Below are 18,202 nucleotides of genomic sequence, written 5' to 3' on the forward strand. Positions count from 1 at the left end.
GCCTGACGTCCCGCAGAGGCGGGGAATCGCGTGACGTTAGCCCTGGGGAAAATCGCGGCAGGGGGCGTGACATGTTCGTCAGGGGGTGTTGCGGGTGCGGAAGGTGCTGGGGCTGATGCCGCGGTGGCGTTTGAAGGCGGCGCTGAAGCCGAAGGCGTCGGCGTAGCCGACGTGCTTGGCGATCTGGGCGAGGGAGGCGTGGGTGTCGGACAGGAGTGTCTCGGCTTCGTCCATGCGGCATTGGGTGAGGTAGGCCAGTGGCGGGCGGCCCATCACCTTGGTGAAGTGTTTGGCGAACAGGGCTCGGGAGACGCCGGCTTCGGCGGCGAGTGCCTCTACGGTCCATTTTCTGGCGGGCCGGGCGTGGAAGGCTTTGAGAGCGGGGGCAAGGACCGGGTCGGCCTGGCTGCGATACCAGTGGGGGGCTTTGGGGCCTGCCTGGTCGAACCAGGTACGCAGTGTGCACACCAGGGCCCAGTCCAGCAGCCGGTCCATCAGGGCCTGGGAGCCGGCCGAGCGCAGGGCGGCGTCGGCGGCAGCCGTCTCCAGCCAGGCGCAGACCTCTGTGTCCTCGTTGATCACGAGTACCGGGGGCAGCGCGCGGAGCAGCCGTTCATGGCGATGGCCCACGGCGCGGTAGGCGCCCACGATCAGTGCGGTTGCTCCGTCCGGTTCGGTGCCCCAGCGGATGCCGCCGAGGTCGTGGGCGGTGTGTTCGGCATCCGCTGCGAAGCACGCGATGTCGTATGCGGCGTGCGGGCGGTCGAGGGTGGCCGGCTGGTCCACGAGGTGGAACGGGCCGGGGCCGCGCACGACGGCCGTGTCGCCGACGCCGACCGCTCGTTCGCCTCCGTCGGGCAGCAGCAGAACGCCGCCGCCCCGCAGCACGCTGACCATCGTGAGCGGGGCGCCGTCGACGAAGCGGATGCTCCAGGGCGCTTCCAGTACCGCGTGGCAGACGACCGAGCCCTCGGCCCGGATGCCACCCAGCAGCGCACTCAAAGGATCCACACAGGCCATCGTAGACGAACTCCTATGCAGCAGAGCGTTTCCCCTATGGATCGTCTAACAGATCACGGGTGTACTGGACGGGCCGAACACACCGAAACCCGTCAGGAGAAGCCGTGCCGCACCGCAGCAGCACTGCCAGGACCGCACTCGTCGTCCTCGCACACCACCGGGCCGATTCCCTCACCGCGTCCACCGCCCGCCGTACCGCCGCGCACCTCGAGACCGCCGGATACCGCGTCGACCTGCTCGACCTGCACGCCGAAGGGTTCGACCCGCGGATGAACGCGGCGGACCAGCCGGACTGGGGCAACCGGGACAAGCGCTACTCCAACGAAGCCCAGGCCCATATGCAGCGCGTGCTCGACGCCGACGTCGTCGTCGCCGTGTTCCCCGTGTACTGGCAGAGCGTGCCCGCCCTCCTCAAGGGCTGGATCGACCGCGTGTGGAACTACGGATTCGCCTACGGCCGCAGCAAGCCCCGCCTGGCGGGCAAGCGCATGCTGTGGCTGGGCCTGGCCGGCGCCACCTCCCACGACCCCGTCACCGAGGGAATGCACGCCGTGCTGGAGACCAACCTGAGCGAGGGCATCGCCTATTACTGCGGCTTCTCCCACTCCCGCGTCGCCCTGCTCCCCGACGCCGAGGAACGCCCGCAGCGCATCGATGCCGAGGGCAATCTGCTGGTCGGCGACGCGGTTGCGGGAGCCGAACGCGAGGCGCAGTATGCCGAGTTCGACCGCCGCACGCGCAAGGCCGTGGAAGGCTTCCTGGCCGCGGAACCGGCGGCGGCCTGAGGACGGACACAGCCTCCCGCCCTGCCACGTGCTGCTCCGGCCCGCATAACGCAGCGGCGATGCGGGTTGTCGCGGACGTCGCCGTAGTGGGACTGGCGCCTGCCGTCGGCGCCGAGGCCAAGGCCAAGGTCGGGGTCGGGTGTCGGGGCCGGTGTCGGTCGGGTGTCGGGGCCAAGGTCGGTGTCGGGTGTCGCTGCGGCGGGTGCACGATCGCCCGGCCGCGCAGGGCGCGCGTGCGGGCGGGTTGAGTGACAGGGGGCCCTGCCGGGGCTGAAGTCCCCATCCACAGTTGAGTATGCGTACTCACGGCCGGACGGCCCCGCGCGGTGATCCTTGATGCAGCGGCGCGGCCAAAGGGCGCCGCTGGAGCTGACTCGATCACGGGGGAGAACTGACATGTCTGGACGCATCATCGTGGGCTCGGCCGCCGCACTCGTCGTCGTGGGCGGTGTGGGAGCGTTCGCGCTGGCCCATGCCGGGCAGCAGCCGCCCGTGGTGGAGCACAGCACCGCCCGTTACACGGCCCCGGCCGACGACCGCGCGGGCTCCTTCACCTTCACCGCCGACGTCACGGCGGACTCCGGCGTGAAGAGCCTGAAGGTACTGGCCTGGCCGGCTGACGGCCCGTTCGCGAAGACGGGGCTGAGCGAGAAGGAGCTGGCCGCCGTGGAGCCGGCCACGTGCACGCCCGCCGGCGGCGACACCGCCCGCTGCACCTATCAGGTCACGGTGAGCGCTGCCGAGGCCGCCGAGGCCGCCACCGGCCGCTGGTATGTCGCCACCCTCGCCACGGCGGACAACGGCGACACCGCCTTCGCCGACCAGAGCGCCACCTTCACCGTCGGCTGAGCTTGTTCCTGCCGAGAGCGGCCAGGTGCGCCGGTGGCCGTGGGCGGCGACGAAGGCGAGGTCCTCGGCGCTGGACCAAGAACCGCCATCCCGCACCCCGGACAAGCGGGCCGCCGACACCTCCCGACACCGCGGCCCTCGGCATCCCCTGCGACGTACGGCATGGGCATCTGGACCGCGACGCTGCCCTGCCCGAACTACTCGGCCCGGGCCGCCCGCCCTGCGTATCAGCAGAGCCTGGACCCGGTTGCGGGGGAGGGGGCCTGATCGGATCATGGCGCACCGTCAGGAGGACGGTCTGGCCGGGCGCCTCGGCCTGAACGGACCGACGGCCGCGGAGGTGTGCCTGGGCTGGAGCGATCGAGAGGGCCAGGGCGCCGGCCGTGGCGGTGCGCGCAGGACCCCCTTCGAAGACCACAAGCGGGTTGTGGTCTTCGTGGCGGAGGCCGGGTGGAGCACCCGTACCCGAATACGGGGCATGGGCCCCCAGAGCCGGTGATGACCGCACCCTCGATGGTCAAAAGAAGCGGAGCCGGTCCCGGTGTACACCGGGACCGGCTCCGCCTATCGAGCGCCGGGCAGGCCTTGCACCTGCATCTCCCCGCAGGAAGCGGGACGTCTTGCCTTGGACCACCAACGCGCAGCCGGCTGCCTCGAGTTCGGGCGACCAGCTCAAGATCAAGTGTAGCGGATCGGAGGGCCTGCGAGGCACGGACCGTGAGCGGCTGGATGGGGGGCGGCGAGCGGCGGGCCCTTGGGGGAGTCGGCCGGTGGTCATGAAGGAGCCGGCGGCGGATCCCCAGGACGGGCAGGGTCATGAAGGGGGGGAGAAGCCTTCTCGGAAGGGATACCTGAGGGACGCGAAGACGGGTCACCTGATCGAGCCGGCTGCCGAACGGGTTTGTGCCGGTGGGCTGCGGCTGAGGGGGAGGGCGGGCTGCTGGTCGGAGCTGACACGGTCGTGATGGCTGCGACAACGAGCGCCACAGCGACGCTGGGCTGAGCACCGAGTGCCGCCTTCGGGTTGCGTGCACGGCTGCCCGCCGCGCGCGGTAAGGGGCCCCGTTGGCGTGTTCGAACTGCGCCGTGGCCATGGTCAGGACTTCGCGCCGACGTCAAAAGGGCCTGCGTGCTGGGTAGGGGCGGCCCCACCGCCGCGCCTTGTGCGGTGGTGTTCACGGTGGTGTTCACGGGGTGGGGGGGTTCTTGCGGGCGGGCGCGGTAAGGGGCGAGGGCTGCGTGCCTCGCCACCGCCGGGCTGATCGAGAGGGAGGCACTGGCGCAGGCAGAGCAGGGCCCGGCACTGAACGGCAAGGCCCCACAGGTCACCTTGGAGATCGACCCCGGCGTCCAGCAGCTCCTCGGTCTGGGCCACGACGTGCTCGGCCGTACGCCTCCATTCGCCCCGGAGCCGGGGCACGCCGGCGGCGACGTCGGGGAGAAGCAGGTGCACATGTCCGAGCAGTCGCTCGCCCAGCAGCTCGACGACGGTGCCTGTCCCCAGGACCAGGCCGTACGTCTCCCGGATCACGTCAGCATCGACGGCCTCCAAGAGGACGTCCCCGTCCCGCTGCAGGATTTGGCGGACGGGCAGGACACCGCCGTTGCGCTGCTCGCTGCCATCGCCACAGAGCCTCCCTGCTCAGTTGTCGCGTCACAGCCCGGGCAAGCAGCAGTGTGACGCCGGGTGCCCGGGACCGGGGATATGGCTGGCGCAGGGCAGGTGACCTTCGGGGAGTGTCTAGAGTCAGTCTCTGACCGGCCCAGATCACCGCGTGCAGGAGGTGCCTCGTGGTTCCGACGGCGAAGGTCTTCTTCGAGGAGGTCCGAACGGCCTGTGCCCCCGCGGTGGCCGGCCTGGGACTCACCGGTCCCGACGAGAGCGATGAGATCATGCCGTGCTCCGACTACAAGGGCGCTGTTGTCGAATACCGACTCCGTCTCAACGAATCGGAGGGCACGGTGGGATGCAGTGCTATGACCGAGACGGACACCATCATGCTGACACTGGACATTGAGCCGCTGGCCATGGCGGTCGGAGTCGTGGAGAAGCGCGGCGGTGTCTCCTACAGTGCCCGCAACCTGAGGCAGCTGAGGAAGTCTCTCCAGGGTCTGGTCGACTATGTCCAGCGTGTGCACCCGTTCTTCACCGACGCTGCCACTGCCCAGAACGTGATGCGGCAGGCCGGTGCCCGCGAGTGGCGAAAAGGCGGCGCGTCGTGACGGTGCACGGTCGCGGAGATCCGTACCGACTGCCCGGCTGAGTGGGCCGCGATGAAGGGGCTCGCAGCCGGACAGGGGGTCAGAACCTGTCTTTGTGTCGAGTGCCTGGCCGGCCTTTCAGCCGGATCCGAGGGGGCTCTTGCGTCATCTTCGCCAGAACAGGTGGTGCGTCACGCCGCTCGGGCTGGGCACGGTCTCCAGGTGGAACCGGTCGAGCAGCTCGTCGGGGGATTCCCACAGTCGTAGTCCCGACCCGAGCTTTACCGGAGAGACCGCCACATGCAGGGTGTCGACGAGGCCGGCGTCGAGGAACTGCCGGATGGTGGTGACTCCGCCGCCGAGTCGGACGTCCTTGCCCTGTGCCGCTTCCCGCGCCTGTTCGAGGACCGTGGCCGGGGCGCCGTCGACGAAGTGGAATGTGGTGTCGGAGAGCGTGAACGACGGACGCGTGTGGTGGGTCATGACGAACACCGGGGTGCGGAAGGGGGGCTGTTGCCCCCACCAGCCGCGCCATTCGTGGTCCTGCCAGGGCCCGCGTTGGGGCCCGAACTTGTTGCGGCCCATGATCTCGGCGCCGATGTTGCGTGCGAAGTCTCGCGTGAAGTAGTCGTCGAGGCCCCGACTCCCGCCGGGATCCGTGCGCATGGGCCAGCTCGCCGTGGCTCCGGCCCAGGAGAACAGCCTCTCGGGATGGTCGTGGCCGAACGGTCTGTCGAGACTCTGGTGCTCGCCGGCACCGATTCCGTCACTCGAGACGTTGAAGTTCATGACTCTCAGCAGTTGATCCACGTGTTTCCTCGTCAGGTCCTGTCGGGTCATTGTGTGGCGGGGCGCCGCACATCATGACGTCGAATCGGACGCGGCCAGATCGACAGCGGCCCGCAGCTTTTTTCCGAGGGGGCGTCAGGAAGCGGCCTCGCTGACCGTGTGGCCGTTGCGCACGTGGACGGCTGGGCGGTTCAACGATGGGGTCTCAGCCCGCTTTGCAGGTCGCCGGCCGCGGCGTTGATGGGGATCCGCGTATTCGGTTCTGGCTGCGGTTGTGTGAGGCGTTGAGGCTTGGGTGCTGGTGTGCGTACTTCGGAGGGGCGCTGGGGTGTTCGGTGTCGGTGCAGGTGTGTGGTGAGCGGGTCAGGATCCGGCGTCGTATCGGGCGCGTGCTGTCTGTATCTCGGTCTCGTGGGCGACTGCCCATTGGCCGAGCGTGATCAGCAGTTCTCGCAGCGAACGGCCGAGGTCGGTCAGGGCGTACTCGGCCCGCACCGGTGTGCCGGGATGGAGGGCTCGGCTGATGAGTCCGTCGCGTTCCAGCGATCGCAGCGTGCGTACCAGCATGCGGCGGCTGATGCCCTGGACCGACCGGTCGAGCTCGTTGAACCCATGACTGCGCTGCGCCAGAAGCGACAGCAGCAGCGGGCTCCATTTGTCGCCGACACGGCGTAGCAGCGCCGTTGCCGGACACCGCTCGTGGTCGTCGGCGGTGACCGGGACCGTGATGCCGACGACGGGTTCGGGTGCCGAGGTTTCAGGCAGGGGTGACATCAATGTGCCTTCTTACGAGACGACGCGCGCTCACCGATCATCAGATTAGACACCCGGCAAAGGAGCTTGTAGTGATCGCAGTGACGGGAGCCTCGGGAAACCTGGGCAGTTTGACTGTCCGGCATCTCATCCAGCGTACCGACGCCGCCCGCGTCCTGGCGTTGTCCCGCACCCCGCACAGGAGTGCCGGCTTGGGCGTCAAGACCTGCCACGGCGACTTCGACGAACCGGACACGCTGGTACGGGCTCTCGACGGCGTGGAACGGCTGCTGATCATCAGCATCGGCACCGACGACCGGCTGCCCAGGCACGCCCGGGCGATCGACGCCGCCGTGAAGGCGGGTGTAGGCCACATCGTCTTCACCTCCATCACCCGCGCCGGCGACCCAGGACACCCCAATCCCCTCGTCCCCGACTACGGGGCCACGGAACGGATGCTGGCGGACTCCGGGCTGCCCTTTACGGTCCTGCGCTTCAACGTCTGGGTCGAGATGCTGACCCTGATCGGCGTGGCCCCCCGGGCCGTAGCCACCGGAGTCCTTCCCAGCAACAGTCGTCACGGGCGCATCGGCCACCTCACCCGTGACGACAGCGCCGCCGTGGCCGCCGCCGTCCTGGCCGAGGGAGGCAGCCAGGGCGAGATCCTGGAGGTCACCGGGCCCGAGGCGGTGACCGACACAGACATCGCTGCTGCGCTGACCGAGGCCACCGGCCACCGCGTGCGGTGCGAGGAGGTGTCCGACGCCGAACACCCCCAGCGGCTCGTCGATCAGGGAATCCCCGAGCACTTCGCTCACGGCTGGAGCACCGCCGGCATCGCCAAACGCAATGGCTGGTACGACATCACCACCCACACCGTCCCACGACTCACCGGCGAGCCCGCCACACCGCTCACCGACTACTTCGCAGCGCACCGCACCGATTTGGTCGACTGACCCTGGCACCGCGGAGGCGCCCGCCCCGCTACGTGGATCTCCTCACTGATCTGGGGATCCACGGAACTGCGGACAGAGCCAATTTCAAAGAGCCCTATCAGCGAGCGCGGCGCGGGCGGCGGGTTCGGGCAGGGGGGAGCCGGGCATGGGCGAGCCCCCGTGGCGAAGCGGCGGCCCGGCGGGCCGGGGCCGTTTCGGGGTGGCGAGGGGGATCGGAAGCAGCCGGTGGCTGCGCTGGGGTGACGCGGTGTCAGGGGTGGGGCGCCCGCGGGCTCAAGCCCGAGCATCGCATCGACTCCACGCCCTCTTCGACCTGGTCAAGCTCTCCTTCGGCGTGGTCGCCGGGACCGGCGCCCTGGTCGCGCTGGTCGTCGCCTACCGGCGCCAGCGGGTCGACGAGGACGGTGCGCTGCGGGAGGCTACTCGCCTGCGAGCAGGTGCTGGCCGACAGCGAGCGCGTCTTGGGCGTCGACCATCCCGACGCGGTCACCGTCCGCGGCAACCTCGCCGTCTCCTACCGGCAGGCCGGCGCGCGGATGAAGCCACCAGCTGACGCAGTCCGCAACTGCAGGCAGGTTGCGCTCACGCTGCGGAGGGACCGACAGGTAGCGGGCGACGTCCTGGAGCACGTCACGATCGACTTGAGACAAGGGTTGAACCCATTCACGTGATCCGCGGACAGCTGTACCTCAATGAGCTACTTCTGCTGTCGCTCGCCAAGGCGAGCGGTGCCCAGCCCGAGGAAGTCCGGGAGTGGGCAGGGGAGTGGCTGCGCAGCAACTCGCCGAAGCTTCCCGAGTAGAGGGTCTAGACGACTGCTCGATGTCATCTTTTCTGGCTGTGTGCGCTCATGTACGTGTTCGGGGCTCGTAGTGTGACGCCCCGCCGAACCGAACGGGCCGTGTTCGGCTCGCGCCATGCGGGAGCATGTGCGCCATGAACCTCGCCTCGACCCTCGCGTTGACCGCCGTCACCGCCGTGGTGGCCGCCACCGCGACCGGCTTGGTGGTCACTCCCCGGCTGGATGCCCGGAAGAAGCGGATCGGTGAGGCCCACACCGCCCGCGACACCTTCGGAACCCACCTCATCACGGTCCTGGCGACCTGCACTCTCCTGGAACAGACCCCACTCGACGTCCCGGACTGGACGCCCGTACTCCGGGACCGGATGAAGGGCGAGCGGGAACGGTGGCTGCAGCAGCTCGACGACGCCACACGCTGGATGGTCGACAACGTCGCCGTGTATGCCGGCAGCTGGCCCCTGCAGCGCCACAAAGACTTCGCCGTCTCCTACGCGGCCAGTGCCCGGGGCGTGGTCCTGTCGGAGCGGGACGAGGCCACCAAACGGGAGCTGCTGCTCGCGCTGACCACCCCGGTACAGCGCCAGTTCTTCGGCTTCTGGTGGACCCGGGCCCGCCACTTCGCGGCCGATCAACAGGCGTTCAGCGCGACGCTTGCCCGCCTCAACTCCGAACAGCCGCCCACGCCGTAATCCGTCCCTGCCCGGCCACGCCGTCGAGCCCGCACTTGACGGTCGACCGGTCGGTAGCGGGTTCCGTCGGGTTGAGTAGCGGTGACCAGCACTAGGGCCACGGTCTCAAGCACGGGCCTGCGGAACTTCACCGAGAGACCTGCAGCTCTGCCCACACGCATTTGCCCCACGGGTTGTGACCGGCGCCCACGAAGTCGTAGCCCCAGCGGTCGGCCAGGGCCTCGATGAGCACAAGCCCCCGACCATGCTCGTCACCCGGATCAGGATTCTGCAGCTGAGGAAGCCTGTGGGGCGTCGTGTCCACCACAGCCACTCGCACCCAATCGTCCGCCGGACGGTTCACCGTCATGCGGACGATGGAGCCGTGCGCGTGCCGGACGGCATTCGTGACGAGTTCGGACATGAGCAGCACGGCCGTATCCGTCTGGCTGTCCAGCTCCCACGCACTCAGTGCGGCCCGCACCAGCTCCCGACCTTCCGCAGCGGTCGCGGATGCCCGCCTCCCGGTACGCGTGTAGCCCGGATACCCGTTGCGCCGCACAGGCGCAGGCGTTCCCGTCATGCCGTTTCCCTGCAGCCCCTGCCACCGCCGGACCGTTCGAGAGGGGCGAGACGCTGACGCACGCACAACAGGGCCCGGCACTGGACAGCGAGCCCCCAGAGGTCGCCGTGGAGATCGACTCCGGCGTCCAGCATCTCCTGAGTCTGGGCAACGACGTGTTCGGCGGCATGCTGCCACTCACCCCGCATTCGGGGCATGCCGTCGACGACGTCGAAAAGGAGGAGATGGACGTGCCCGAGCAGCCGCTCCCCAAGCAGTTCGACGCCACCACCCGTTCCCAAGACGACGCTATACGTCTCACGGATCACGTCAGCATCGACGGGGTCCGAAGGCGTACAGGACGTTGCGGTTCTGCTGCTCGTCGCAATCGCCACAGCGCCTCCCTGCTCAGTCGTCACGTCACAGCCCAGGCAAGCAGCAGTGCGACGGCGAGTGCGACGCCATCGCGATGCAAGTGCGATGCAAGTCCGGCCCGGCAGGGTGAACTGCGGCCGAGTAAGGGCACGACACCGGTGGGAGCGGTACCGTCACCGCACCTGCTAGTGGACGCCGCCCGGAGCCGCCATGGCCGATCGCCGAAAGACCGCCAACACGGCGCTGCGCCAGGTGCGCGAGCGTCAGTTCCAGATGTCCCGTCACGAGTTCGCCAAGCGCATCGTCACCACCGGCGAGGAGATGGGCGAGAGTGTCGGCTGCACCGCACGCCTGGTCGCCGCGTGGGAGGACGGGGACGTCGAGTGCCCCCGCGGCGTGTACCGCCGCATCCTGACCAGGATGACCGGGCGGACCATGGAACAGCTCGGCTTCCGGCCCCTCACCCCTAGCGCGAGCGCGCTACCGGCCCTCGCGCCGAACGCGCCGAACGCGCCGAACGGCGAGAACAAGAGTGCCGTCCCGGACCGCCGGGCCTTCCTCGCCGACACCGCCGGCGCTGCCGTGGCCCTGCTCCCCGTCCTCACCGCCACAGGAGAGCGGCCCCCGGGGCGCATCGGCATGCGCAACGTGCATGCCGTCCACCAGGCCGTCAGCGCCCTCTACGCGCACGATCACGACCACGGGTCCGCCACCCTGCGCCAGCAGGCGTCCGAGGCTCTGCACACCGCCTACGGCTGGCTCCAGGACGGGCAGCTCGCCGACCGGACCGAGCGGCACTTGCGCTCCGCGACCGGCCACTTGAGCATCCGCCGGATGGCTCTCCTATGACTGCGGCCGCACCGGCGACGCCCGCAGCCTGTACAACGAGGCCCTGGCCGCCGCGCGGATCGCCGAGGACCGCGGGCTCGAAGCGCACGCTTTCGGGTGTCTGGCGCTCCTGGCCAAGGCGTCCGGACGGCCGCGCGAGGCGATCGCCGCCGCCCAGGGTGCCCAGAGCGCCGTACGCACCTACGGTTCACCGCGCCTGCTGGCCCTGATGGCGATGCGCGAGGCCGGAGGATGGGCGCTGATGGGCGACGCCGGCGCCACCGACCAGGCTGTCGTGCGCGCCCACCACCTCTACGCCGAGGGTCCCGCCGAGGCCGACCCTGACTGGCTGGAGTTCTTCACCCCCGCCGAGCTGGCCGGCCTGGAATCCCTTGCCCGTGCCGACCTCGCCCAGCACGACCGAGCTGCCGCCGGCGCCGAACAGGCCGTGCTCCTGCACGGCGAGAACTTCGCCCGCAACCGCGCTCTTTACCAGGCCGACGTCGCCATCCAACATTCGGTCAGGGACCGTCCGGAGCCCGAGGCAGCAGCCGAGGCCGCCGCCCGCGTCCTCGCCTACCTCCCTACCGTGCGCAGCGACCGCCTGCTGCAGCAGCTGCAGAACGTCGAGAGCGCACTTCAGCGGCATTCGCGGGTTCCCGCGGTCGCCGACTGGCTGGAGGAGTACCGCACCATGACCGGCGTTCGCTGAGGAGGAGACGGTGACGACCCCGAGCACCCGCACCGACGTGGTGATCCGCACCTACGGCCCCGGCGAGGTCGAGCCGCTGATCGACGTCCTCGCCGACATCTGGGCCGACGCCCACCCCGAACTCGTTGACAACCCCGGAGCCGAAGCCCTCGGCCTGTCCGTCCCCGCCCTGCGCCGGCAGATCACCGGCCACCTCAAGCACAACGGCTTCACCCTGGTCCTCGCCTACGCCGGCGGAACCCCCGTCGGCTTCGGCTACGGCTTCCCCTGCTCCGCCGACTACTGGTTCGGCCCCGACCTGATCGACCAGGTCCCCGAAGCCGCCCGGACCGAGCGCCTCATGGGACTGTGCGAGCTGGCCGTCCGCCCGCCCTGGCAGTCCCAGGGCATCGGCCGCCGCCTGCACCACCACCTGCTCCAGTCCGTCGCCCCGAAATGGGTCTCCCTGCTCGCGCTCCCCTCGAACCAGCGCGGTCAGGATCTCTACTCCCGACTCGGTTACGCATATGCGGGTGCCTACCGGAACACCGCCGATGGGCCCGAGTTCGACTTGCTGCTCCTGCACGTGGACACCGAGGCCACCGCCTGATCTCCCCGAGCCGCTCCGAGGAAGGCCGTCTGAACGAACCTCGGCGCCGGGCCGAGCGGCGTGGCCTGCGGTGCATTGGCTGGCGTTTTGCCCGTCCGGGTCGGGCCCTGGGGGCGGCAGGTGCGCGACCGTCCGGCCGTCGGCGTCCAGGGAGCTGTGTACCACGTGGTGCGGGGAAATCTCCTGGGCCCGCGTCTGCAGCACACGAACTCGCTCGACGTGGTCGCTGATCCCGCAGGCCGGCACATCGCGCTCGGCATGCGCCTCGGCGACGCGCTCCAGGCTGTAGTCGGCGGACTCTTGCAGCGCGTAGCGCACCAGATCTTGATAGCCGTCGAACGCTGCGGCCATACGGCGTGATCGTCTCATCCTCACCACGGACTGTTGCTCACCGCCCCGACGCGCCTCCTGTTCCAGCTGGGCCCGACGCCGGTCCCGGCGGAGTCGTCCGCGGGCGGCGTGAGGGGCTCCGCCCGCGCCCTCACGTCCTGCCCCCTCTCTTTTCTCGTGCGCGTGCGTGGGAGTGGCCGACTGGGAAGAGTGGCAGGTTCGTGGGCGGGGCAGGATGGCCGGGTGCGGGCCTCCCGCGGGGCATGGCCGCTGTCGGAGGGGGATGCGGTGCGCGTTGATGTGTACATCGACGAGGAGCGCTCGGAGAGTGAACTGCGTTCGCTGCAGGGCTGGTTGGGGCAGGAGCCAGCGGTGCGCAGGGCCGTTGCGCTCACGCTGCGGGAGAAGTCGGCCAAGCCCGGCTCGATGGGCGGCGTGTTCGATGTCCTGCAGCTGGTGACCGGTAACGGCTGGAGTGCTGCTTCGTTCGTGCTCTCGGTGGCCGCGTGGCGGCAGACCAGGCCGCGTGCCCCGCAGGTCACGATCCGGCGCGGCAATATCGAGATCAGTATCAGCAATGGGACGGAGAGCGAACTGCGCCGTGTCCTTGCGGTGTTGGAGAGCATGGGCAGCGAGGGGGAGCCGGGCGGCTCGGATGCCGGGCAGGGGCCGTGAGAGCACTACCTGACCCGGCCGCATCGCGGGCCGTCCTGGTCGGGGTCAGCCGCTACACGGTGCTGGAGCCGTTGCCGGCCGTGGCAAACAACCTGCCCGCCCTCGCCCGAGCGCTGACCGGCCCCACGTCGTGGCATCTGCCGTCCGGGCACTGCACCGTAGTCGCCGAGCCGGACACGGCTCGCGACATGCTGGATCCGGTCAAGGAGGCCGCCGAGGCCACGAGCGACACGCTGCTGGTGTACTTCGCGGGGCACGGCCTCCTCGACGGCCGCGGTGAGCTCTTCTTCGGCCTGCCCCGCTCTGTCCAGGGCCGCAGCTACACCGGCGTCACCTACCAGGCGCTGCGCGAGATCATCACGGACTGCGCGGCCCGGCGCTTCGTCATCATCCTCGACTGCTGCATGAGCGGGCGGGCGCTGGGGCTGATGGGCGGTGAGGACCTGCTGGCCGACCAGGCGGAGATCGACGGCAGCTACCTGCTGGCCGCCGCCCCCGAGAACGGACGGGCCCTCGCCCCGCCGGGGGAGACCCACACCGCTTTCACCGGTGAACTGCTCGACGTCCTGCAGCACGGTATCCCCGACGGTCCGCGCGAGCTGGACCTGAACGCCGTCTACCAGCGCCTTCGCGGCGAACTTGCCGCGAAGGGACGGCCCGCTCCGCAAAAACGCGACCGCAACACCGCCGGACGGCTCGTTCTGGCCTACAACCAGGCCTACCGCCCAGCATCCGCCCCCGCACGCGCAGCCGCGGACGAGAGCGCCTGGCCCAACCCGGACGACTGCCACACTCCGCTCGCCTTCCTTGAGGCACTCGCGGAGACGAGGGCGCTCACCGGCCTGACCATTCCGGCCCTCGCCCAGCGAGCCGACCCGCCGCTGGCACCAGCCACGGTCACCCGGCTCCTCAACACAACCACGCTGCCAGCGACCTGGAAGACGACCGGCCGCTACCTCGCCGCCTGCGGACTCACCTCCGACCAGATCGGCGTATGGCAGGCAGCCTGGCAACGCCTGCGCACCCAGGAACAGGAACCGGCACGGCCCCAACCGCCCGTGCCGGCACCAGCGCGCTCCTGGTGGGACCGTCTGGCAGGACGCCAGGACCGCCGGCCGCGGCACCGCGGGACGTGAAGCGCCAAGGCATCCCGCCCCGGTGCGGGGCAGGATGCCATAGGGGTCAGCGTCCGGAGGGCGCCGAGACCGACGACGGCTCGGGCGCTGGCGTGTCGTTGCCGGAGTCGGGGGAGAAGAGCCCCATCCAGGCCCCCACGACCAGCAGTCCCACGACCACGACTCCCGTTCCGGACTTCTTCGCCCGCGTGCTCTTGCCTTCCGACCGGTTCACCCAGTGACCCGCCCGGTAGTACTGGCCAGAACGACCCGCCACGCAACACCCCCGAGGTCCATTCTCAGCGGCAGCCTGCCCACCGCAGTCACAGAGTGTGGCAGCGACCGACCAGTTGGGGTACAGGATGAACCTAATTTGGCTGATACAAGACGTGACACAAAGTGACTCTATGGATACGAGTTCGGCGCACACGGGCCGGCAGGGCACGGTGAGGCCGGTGGGACGTCACGCGGTACCCCCCAAGGGCACGGTCGGCTCGATCCTCGGGACCGGTCGCCACGGGCCAGGCCAGCTCCGAAGGCCGGCTGACGGGGAAGTTCAGTCGGTGCTCCGCGCGGCAGCGATGAAGCGGGACATCGTGGCCTTCAGAGCGTCGTCGGGACCCGGCCCCGCAGCCCCGGTGACGGCTGTCGTCGCAAAATTTGTGGCGGCCAGGTGGTAGTTGACCTCGAAGGGGTCGACTGTCGTGCTGGGGCGCAGCTGGTACGCGGTGTGGCGGGAGTCGCGGTACTTGCCGATGGTCAGGGCGATGACCTGTTCCGCTTTGACGCTGGTCAGGAGGGTGCGGGCCCATCCGATGGACTTGCCTTCGGTGGTGAAGTCGTCGAAGACGATCACGGTCTTGCCTTTGAGTTTGCCTTGTACCCGGGGTTGATACGGACGGTGCGGTACCCGCCTGCCCGGCGCCGCGCATCCCGGTCACAGCAGCAGTCGGCCCCGACCACAGCCCCGACGACGAAGGCCCGACCACGGTCACGAAGCGACAACACCTCTGTGGACCAGGCCCACATCCCCGCCGACAACCCGTCCGACACCTATCTGCACCCTCTGCCGCGCCTGTCCGCGAACCCGCAGGTCACCACGCTGGTCCGGCTGGTGGTCGGCAGGCCGACATCCCCTCTACGCCCCCGATTCCACGCCCCACAACAGGAAGAACAGAGAAGTGGGTGAGTGGGACAACCCGGGCAGCGGGCGAGGGGGCCGGGCGCCGCTGTGCTGCTTGCGCGCGACGGCGAGGCCGCGCGCCGCCGGGCGGACAAGCCGCCCGGCCGGGGTCGAGGGGCACGAGACCCAAGCCGATCAATTCCTGTGACACCTGGGGGTAAATCCGGCAGGATCGGACGGCATGGTCGCACTTCGCTCGCGTCGGCTCGAAGGCATCTTCGGAGCCCGGCTGGACGCCGTTTCGCATGCTCAGGTCATCACGCTCGTCACGAACGCCGTGACCGAATCCCACGACCTGGACTTCAAGGCGGAGCTCTACGGCCGCTCTGACAAGTCCAAGCGGGACCTCGCGGGTGATGTTGCGGCACTGGCGAACACAAGCGGCGGGGTCCTGGTCCTCGGGATCGCGGAAGACAACCAGGCGCGGGCCACCGCAGCTTCCGAGGTGGCACTGGACAATGCTGAACAGGATCGGATCCGGCAGATCGTCTCAGAGCTGGCCCACCCGACTCCGGGCATCGACGTGATCCCGGTGGAGAACCCGCAGCGGCCCGGACACGGGTTCCTCCTCATCGCCGTGCCCCGCAGCCCCATGGCTCCGCACGCCGTCAAGGTCGACAAGGGCCTCCGCTACCCCCGCCGGTATGGCACCACAACCACGTACCTGTCGGAGCCACAGGTGGCAGCGGCGTACCGGGAGCGCTTCGCCGGCTTCCAGGACCGGTTCGAGGACCTAGCGAAGCTGGAAAGCCAGTTGATTGATCGACTGGACGTGTCCGACCAGACCTTCGTAGCGGTCACGCTCGTGCCCGACCTGGCCGGCGACTTCATCCTCAACAAGAAGACCCTCATGGAGTTCGAGCAGGAAGTCCGTGACAAGGACCCCCACGCGATCCAGCGAGGCGTCGTCTTCGGGAGCACATCGGTCGGCAGCCGCTGCCTCATCGCCCACGGCAGCTCCAACGCGGCCGCGGCCACCTATCTTGCGTGCGAACTGCATCAGAGCGGCGCTGGCGGCTTTGCCACGTTCATCGACCATCGCCGTCTAGAGCGGATGGGCGACCCGAGCGCGCTGATCAGTCGCATCGGCGATGAGGACCTGGCCGTCGGCGTCTTGTCTGGCTTGCGCTTCCTAGCCCGTCATGCCCGTGACCGCGCGGCGTCTGGTGGCAACGCGGCGGTTCGCGCGACCCTGTGGCCCGTCACCGAAGAGACTGCGGCAATCCTCGTGCAAAACCGTGCCCACGGAGGCTCGCTGGGCCATCAGATCGTCAAGCCGCCCGTCGCCACGGGTGCGTTCGACCTCGACGACCTCGCTGAGGATGGGGCTCCTCTCGTGGCCGCCACCGCCGACCTCACCACGGGGCTGATCCAGCACTTCGGGTATCCCGAAACCCTGCAGATGACTTCCGACGGCACCATCCGTATCCGCTACTGGGAGCAGGGCTACGGTCAGCGTGTGCGGCAGTGGGCAGAGGCCTGCAATGTACAGACCACTCAAGAAACCGTGGGCTGAGAACGGGAACAGAGGACCCCGGGCATCGAACAGCCCCAGTTTTTACGGTGGCCTGCGACCCGTCCGGATCGGTGAGCTGGACGGCAGCCTTATAGGCGGCGTTGTGCCGTCACCGACCGGCGTGTGCCCCGCTGGTGGCCCCGGCTCGGGCTGACATCCCCGTTGCGGCTGTTCTGCCCATGTCCCTTGGCTGGGGTGAAGGAGGAAGGGACGGGCGGGATGCCTGCGGTACGTCTACGGTGAGCTCGGGCCCAAGCAGCAGGTTCTGTACACCACCCACTCTCAGCACATGATCGACCCCACGCGATACGAGACCATGCGCGCCATCCACGACCAGGCGACCCGCACAGACCCGAGCCTGGGCGTGGTCATCACCTCGGTCAGCCTGTCGGCCGATCCCAAGACGATCCTGCCGGTGGAAGCGGCGCTCGGATACTCCGTGGCGCAGCACCTGTTCCTTGGTGCCGGCCCCCTCCTGGCCGTGGAAGGCAGCAGCGACTTCGTCTTCCTCATGCGCATGTCCGACTACCTGATCAGCCAGGACCGCACCGGCCTCGACCCCCGGCTGGCCATCATTCCGGTCGGCGGCATCGGCAACATGCCGGCCTTCATCGCCGTCATGGGACGCCGACTGTCCGTCCGCGCGCTCATCGACGGAGCCGAGACCACCAAGGTGACCGCCAAGGTTCTCAGCGCTGCCGAGGCGGCCGAAGTCGACCCGGCCCACATCACAGTCATCGGCCAGCTCGACGGGCTCCCGGACACGGCCGACATCGAGGACCTGTTCTCCACCAAGGACTACCTCTGGCTCTACAACAGGGCGACCGAGGTGACCATCAAGCAGGAAGACCTGATCACCCCCGACACACCCCCCCCGATCCTCAAGCGCATCGGGATCGCCCGGGAGCGTCAACACAAGCCCCGGGATTTCGACCACGTCGGACCCGCACACCGACTCACCCAGGACAAGGACGCTTTCTTCGCACAGGTCGACGACGACACCCTTGACCGCTTCGAGACGGTCTTTAAGCAGCTCGCGGCCTGAACTGCAGACAGACACGAGACCCCGGGCCTCTGCGGCCCGGGGTCTCTCTGTGCTCTGGAATGCCCGGCCGGTTCAACGACCCGTCGGCGGGAGCATCACGCCCACTCCACCCCCAGCTCCCGCCGCGCGGCCAGCTGGTCCTGGGCGAGCTTGTCGCGCCTGGACTTGGTGTTCGAGACCCACACGCCCAGCTTCCAGCCACCGGGCTGGCTCTGTTCGCGAGAACGGGCAGCGGATGTACACCGGTTTGGGAGGCAGCCGCCACCCGAGAGGGAATCGAAATGTTTACGGGTTTCGACAGCAGCACTGGCACGGAGAGGTTGCTGCTGGGTGTGATGGCCGGCACGGTACTGCGGACTCACCGCCCATCCTGCGCGTCCGGCGTCACCGCGGACGTACGCGCCCACGACCGTCCGGATAAACGGATGGTCGGGGGCGAGCGTGACAC

22 protein-coding genes and 1 pseudogene are annotated in these 18,202 nt (G+C 69.3%); 16 read left to right on the forward strand and 7 right to left on the reverse strand.

Annotation, left to right across the window (positions count from 1 at the left end):
* Positions 1-78: 78 nt before the first annotated feature.
* On the reverse strand, positions 79-1,020 hold the full coding sequence (locus PH203_RS47605; protein ID WP_289929009.1) for an AraC family transcriptional regulator: 942 nt from the start codon (positions 1,018-1,020) through the stop codon (positions 79-81).
* A gap of 104 nt (positions 1,021-1,124) precedes the next feature.
* Here PH203_RS47605 and PH203_RS47610 point away from each other — a divergent pair, with 104 nt between their 5' ends.
* The 5 genes from PH203_RS47610 to PH203_RS47630 all read left to right on the forward strand — a co-directional run bounded on the left by PH203_RS47610 (position 1,125) and on the right by PH203_RS47630 (position 4,877).
* Entirely contained in the window at positions 1,125-1,805 is a 681-nt protein-coding gene (locus PH203_RS47610; protein ID WP_289929010.1) for an NAD(P)H oxidoreductase, read from the forward strand.
* A gap of 396 nt (positions 1,806-2,201) precedes the next feature.
* Complete coding sequence (locus tag PH203_RS47615) at positions 2,202-2,654, forward strand: DUF5707 domain-containing protein (protein ID WP_289929011.1); 453 nt, start codon at positions 2,202-2,204, stop codon at positions 2,652-2,654.
* 274 nt (positions 2,655-2,928) lie between these two features.
* Positions 2,929-3,153, forward strand: a complete 225-nt coding sequence (locus tag PH203_RS47620) for a hypothetical protein (RefSeq protein WP_289929012.1) — start codon at positions 2,929-2,931, stop codon at positions 3,151-3,153.
* A gap of 831 nt (positions 3,154-3,984) precedes the next feature.
* Positions 3,985-4,335: a hypothetical protein gene (locus PH203_RS47625; RefSeq protein ID WP_289929013.1), complete on the forward strand. Its 351-nt coding sequence runs from the start codon at positions 3,985-3,987 to the stop codon at positions 4,333-4,335.
* Positions 4,336-4,445: 110 nt separating this feature from the next.
* On the forward strand, positions 4,446-4,877 hold the full coding sequence (locus PH203_RS47630) for a hypothetical protein (RefSeq protein ID WP_289929014.1): 432 nt from the start codon (positions 4,446-4,448) through the stop codon (positions 4,875-4,877).
* 144 nt (positions 4,878-5,021) lie between these two features.
* Here the strand turns inward: PH203_RS47630 and PH203_RS47635 are convergent, their stop codons facing one another.
* Both PH203_RS47635 and PH203_RS47640 read right to left on the reverse strand, forming a co-directional pair.
* Positions 5,022-5,666 (reverse strand): dihydrofolate reductase family protein, encoded by a 645-nt coding sequence (locus tag PH203_RS47635; protein WP_289929015.1) that lies wholly within the window; start codon positions 5,664-5,666, stop codon positions 5,022-5,024.
* Positions 5,667-6,008: 342 nt separating this feature from the next.
* Positions 6,009-6,419, reverse strand: coding sequence for a helix-turn-helix domain-containing protein (locus tag PH203_RS47640; protein ID WP_289929016.1), 411 nt, complete (start codon positions 6,417-6,419; stop codon positions 6,009-6,011).
* 2 nt (positions 6,420-6,421) lie between these two features.
* Between PH203_RS47640 and PH203_RS47645 the strand changes: the two genes are divergently transcribed.
* The 4 genes and pseudogenes from PH203_RS47645 to PH203_RS47660 all read left to right on the forward strand — a co-directional run bounded on the left by PH203_RS47645 (position 6,422) and on the right by PH203_RS47660 (position 8,845).
* On the forward strand, positions 6,422-7,354 hold the full coding sequence (locus PH203_RS47645) for an NAD(P)H-binding protein (protein WP_289929017.1): 933 nt from the start codon (positions 6,422-6,424) through the stop codon (positions 7,352-7,354).
* Between the two features lie 263 nt (positions 7,355-7,617).
* Positions 7,618-7,784: pseudogene (locus tag PH203_RS47650) on the forward strand (pentapeptide repeat-containing protein); the annotation flags it as partial.
* A gap of 237 nt (positions 7,785-8,021) precedes the next feature.
* Positions 8,022-8,156 (forward strand): hypothetical protein, encoded by a 135-nt coding sequence (locus PH203_RS47655; RefSeq protein ID WP_289929018.1) that lies wholly within the window; start codon positions 8,022-8,024, stop codon positions 8,154-8,156.
* A gap of 134 nt (positions 8,157-8,290) precedes the next feature.
* Positions 8,291-8,845, forward strand: coding sequence for a hypothetical protein (locus PH203_RS47660; protein ID WP_289929019.1), 555 nt, complete (start codon positions 8,291-8,293; stop codon positions 8,843-8,845).
* Between the two features lie 127 nt (positions 8,846-8,972).
* Here the strand turns inward: PH203_RS47660 and PH203_RS47665 are convergent, their stop codons facing one another.
* Both PH203_RS47665 and PH203_RS47670 read right to left on the reverse strand, forming a co-directional pair.
* Positions 8,973-9,407 (reverse strand): ATP-binding protein, encoded by a 435-nt coding sequence (locus PH203_RS47665; RefSeq protein WP_289929020.1) that lies wholly within the window; start codon positions 9,405-9,407, stop codon positions 8,973-8,975.
* On the reverse strand, positions 9,404-9,781 hold the full coding sequence (locus PH203_RS47670) for a hypothetical protein (protein ID WP_289929021.1): 378 nt from the start codon (positions 9,779-9,781) through the stop codon (positions 9,404-9,406). Before PH203_RS47670 ends, PH203_RS47665 begins: the two co-directional genes overlap by 4 nt.
* 190 nt (positions 9,782-9,971) lie before the next feature.
* Between PH203_RS47670 and PH203_RS47675 the strand changes: the two genes are divergently transcribed.
* The 5 genes from PH203_RS47675 (at position 9,972) to PH203_RS47695 (ending at position 14,031) form a co-directional block, all read left to right on the forward strand.
* Complete coding sequence (locus tag PH203_RS47675) at positions 9,972-10,610, forward strand: hypothetical protein (protein ID WP_289929022.1); 639 nt, start codon at positions 9,972-9,974, stop codon at positions 10,608-10,610.
* A gap of 208 nt (positions 10,611-10,818) precedes the next feature.
* Complete coding sequence (locus tag PH203_RS47680; protein WP_289929023.1) at positions 10,819-11,301, forward strand: hypothetical protein; 483 nt, start codon at positions 10,819-10,821, stop codon at positions 11,299-11,301.
* A gap of 10 nt (positions 11,302-11,311) precedes the next feature.
* Positions 11,312-11,890 carry a GNAT family N-acetyltransferase gene (locus PH203_RS47685; RefSeq protein ID WP_289929024.1) on the forward strand — a complete coding sequence of 193 codons (579 nt, stop codon included), beginning with the start codon at positions 11,312-11,314 and terminating at the stop codon, positions 11,888-11,890.
* 618 nt (positions 11,891-12,508) lie between these two features.
* Entirely contained in the window at positions 12,509-12,895 is a 387-nt protein-coding gene (locus PH203_RS47690) for a hypothetical protein (RefSeq protein WP_289929025.1), read from the forward strand.
* Positions 12,892-14,031: a caspase family protein gene (locus tag PH203_RS47695; RefSeq protein WP_289929026.1), complete on the forward strand. Its 1,140-nt coding sequence runs from the start codon at positions 12,892-12,894 to the stop codon at positions 14,029-14,031. Before PH203_RS47690 ends, PH203_RS47695 begins: the two co-directional genes overlap by 4 nt.
* Positions 14,032-14,077: 46 nt before the next feature.
* On the opposite strand, the gene PH203_RS47700 is transcribed toward PH203_RS47695, so the two are convergent.
* Positions 14,078-14,287 (reverse strand): hypothetical protein, encoded by a 210-nt coding sequence (locus PH203_RS47700; RefSeq protein ID WP_289929029.1) that lies wholly within the window; start codon positions 14,285-14,287, stop codon positions 14,078-14,080.
* 279 nt (positions 14,288-14,566) lie between these two features.
* Positions 14,567-14,866: a hypothetical protein gene (locus PH203_RS47705; RefSeq protein ID WP_289929031.1), complete on the reverse strand. Its 300-nt coding sequence runs from the start codon at positions 14,864-14,866 to the stop codon at positions 14,567-14,569.
* A 508-nt stretch (positions 14,867-15,374) separates the two neighbouring features.
* Between PH203_RS47705 and PH203_RS47710 the strand changes: the two genes are divergently transcribed.
* Positions 15,375-16,709, forward strand: a complete 1,335-nt coding sequence (locus tag PH203_RS47710; protein ID WP_289929032.1) for an ATP-binding protein — start codon at positions 15,375-15,377, stop codon at positions 16,707-16,709.
* Positions 16,710-16,998: 289 nt separating this feature from the next.
* Positions 16,999-17,754 carry a hypothetical protein gene (locus PH203_RS47715; RefSeq protein WP_289929033.1) on the forward strand — a complete coding sequence of 252 codons (756 nt, stop codon included), beginning with the start codon at positions 16,999-17,001 and terminating at the stop codon, positions 17,752-17,754.
* Positions 17,755-18,202: the final 448 nt, after the last annotated feature.

The organism is Streptomyces sp. S.PB5, assembly GCF_030403745.1.
In the GTDB taxonomy this organism is placed as follows: Bacteria; Actinomycetota; Actinomycetes; order Streptomycetales; family Streptomycetaceae; genus Streptomyces.

Bases quoted from the DNA above. Each gene is read 5' to 3' on its own strand.
- PH203_RS47675 (WP_289929022.1), top strand. From the start codon at position 9,972: ATGGCCGATCGCCGAAAGACCGCCAACACGGCGCTGCGCCAGGTGCGC.
- PH203_RS47620 (WP_289929012.1), top strand. From the start codon at position 2,929: ATGGCGCACCGTCAGGAGGACGGTCTGGCCGGGCGCCTCGGCCTGAAC.
- PH203_RS47680 (WP_289929023.1), top strand. From the start codon at position 10,819: ATGGCGATGCGCGAGGCCGGAGGATGGGCGCTGATGGGCGACGCCGGC.
- PH203_RS47710 (WP_289929032.1), top strand. From the start codon at position 15,375: ATGGTCGCACTTCGCTCGCGTCGGCTCGAAGGCATCTTCGGAGCCCGG.
- PH203_RS47645 (WP_289929017.1), top strand. From the start codon at position 6,422: ATGTGCCTTCTTACGAGACGACGCGCGCTCACCGATCATCAGATTAGA.
- PH203_RS47715 (WP_289929033.1), top strand. From the start codon at position 16,999: ATGATCGACCCCACGCGATACGAGACCATGCGCGCCATCCACGACCAG.
- PH203_RS47640 (WP_289929016.1), bottom strand. From the start codon at position 6,419: ATGTCACCCCTGCCTGAAACCTCGGCACCCGAACCCGTCGTCGGCATC.
- PH203_RS47615 (WP_289929011.1), top strand. From the start codon at position 2,202: ATGTCTGGACGCATCATCGTGGGCTCGGCCGCCGCACTCGTCGTCGTG.
- PH203_RS47660 (WP_289929019.1), top strand. From the start codon at position 8,291: ATGAACCTCGCCTCGACCCTCGCGTTGACCGCCGTCACCGCCGTGGTG.
- PH203_RS47665 (WP_289929020.1), bottom strand. From the start codon at position 9,407: ATGACGGGAACGCCTGCGCCTGTGCGGCGCAACGGGTATCCGGGCTAC.
- PH203_RS47605 (WP_289929009.1), bottom strand. From the start codon at position 1,020: ATGGCCTGTGTGGATCCTTTGAGTGCGCTGCTGGGTGGCATCCGGGCC.